This window comes from Amycolatopsis sp. SID8362, assembly GCF_010550475.1.
GTDB lineage: Bacteria > Actinomycetota > Actinomycetes > Mycobacteriales > Pseudonocardiaceae > Amycolatopsis > Amycolatopsis eburnea.
In genome coordinates this window covers 1-1390 of the sequence record NZ_JAAGNB010000462.1, presented here as the reverse complement: position 1 = coordinate 1390, position 1390 = coordinate 1, and the positions used below count along the sequence as shown (strand labels likewise).

Here is a 1390-nt window from a genome sequence, read left to right as displayed (position 1 = left end):
CCACCGGCGGCGCGCCGACGCCGCCCAGCGCCGCTCCGGACCCCGGGAGCGACACCGGCAGGGACGCCACCGGGGACAGCCCGGCCAGCGACGGGCCCGCCGAACCGTCCTGGCCGGTCAGCCCGGGCACCGGGGGCACCGACGAATCACCGCCGCCGCCGACACCCACCGACTCGGCGAGGCCCTCCAGCTCGGTCAACGCGCTCATGCCGGCCTCCGCGGCCTTGACGAAGTCCGCCGGGGAGTTGCCCTCCGCCGCCGCCTTCGGGGTCGGCATCAGGTCGCCGGGGGACTGCAGGCCGGACGCCGCGACGACCTTCAGCATCGACACGTCGAACTGCCCGCCGAGCGCGTTCATCCGGAACGCCGACGCCTGCTGCGCCGCGATCTTGGCCGGCAGCGCCGTCAACGGGTTCAGATCCGCCGCGCAATAAGCCGCGTAGCACGCCATGACCTCCGTGTACGCCTCGGAAATCGACGAGGCGAGCGTGGTCAGCGTCTCGGCGGGCTGGGCCGCGTCGATCCGCTCACCCCACATCTTCAGCTCCGCCAGCGACCGCTGGGTCTTCTCCTCGTGCGCGCGGCCGGCGTCGTCCTGCCATTCCGGGGTGAGCCGGCCGACGCGGGTGTTCAGTTCGGTGCTGGCCGCGTCGATCCATTCGCGACACTCGGTCCACATCTTCGCCGCGTCCAGCAGCACCGAAACCTTGGCCTGCTCGGCCTGGACCATGTCCCGGTGCAGTTCGATCGGCAGCAGGTTGTAGGGCACGACCATGGGTGCTCTCCTCAGGCGGTTTTCTCGGACGACTGCGGGACCGTGCCCGCGGTCTTCTTGAACAGGTCGACGCCCTGCTTGATGACCTTGGTCGCCGACGTCGCGAGCGTCAGCGCGCTGGCGACGTCGGCCGCGGTGTAGCCCGCGGCGGCGGCCTTGACCTTCGTGCTGTCGGTGACCATGTCTTCGGTGACCTTCGTCAGCAGCGCGGCCATCGCCGCGGTGGCCGCCTTGTCGAGCACGGACATCGCGATGCCCTCGAACAGCCCGGTCAGGTTCGGCGGCGTGCCGAGCCGGGCCAGGGAAGGCGGCATCGCGGGCGCCGTGAGCTGCCCGGCGTACGCGCTCATCGCCTCGGTGTCGCCGTTGATCTGCTGTGCCGGCATTGCCCCTCCTCAGTGACCGGCGCGGTATCGCGGCGCGCCGTCGGTCTTGTCCACTTGCCACAGTTCTTCGTCGAGCAGCTGGACGGTGTCGTTCCCGGTGTCCCACTCCCGCTTGGGCGCGGGCGGTGGTGCCGCTTTCGAGCCCCGCCGCCCCGCTCGCCCGAGCAGGGCGACGCCGGGCGTGGCGGGAGGTTTGCGGGACCGCCCGGTGGCGGGGTGCTCGGCGTCC

2 protein-coding genes and 1 pseudogene are annotated in these 1390 nt (G+C 72.1%); all 3 read right to left on the bottom strand.

Annotation, left to right across the window (positions count from 1 at the left end; genetic code table 11):
• A pseudogene (locus G3I65_RS14545) lies at positions 1-775 on the bottom strand (hypothetical protein); the annotation flags it as partial.
• An 11-nt stretch (positions 776-786) separates the two neighbouring features.
• Positions 787-1161 (bottom strand): hypothetical protein, encoded by a 375-nt coding sequence (locus tag G3I65_RS14540; RefSeq protein ID WP_160696582.1) that lies wholly within the window; start codon positions 1159-1161, stop codon positions 787-789.
• A 9-nt stretch (positions 1162-1170) separates the two neighbouring features.
• Positions 1171-1390 (bottom strand): hypothetical protein (locus G3I65_RS14535; RefSeq protein WP_160696581.1); only part of this gene is annotated, 220 nt, incomplete at its 5' end.

Bases quoted from the DNA above. Each gene is read 5' to 3' on its own strand.
- G3I65_RS14540 (WP_160696582.1), bottom strand. From the start codon at position 1,161: ATGCCGGCACAGCAGATCAACGGCGACACCGAGGCGATGAGCGCGTAC.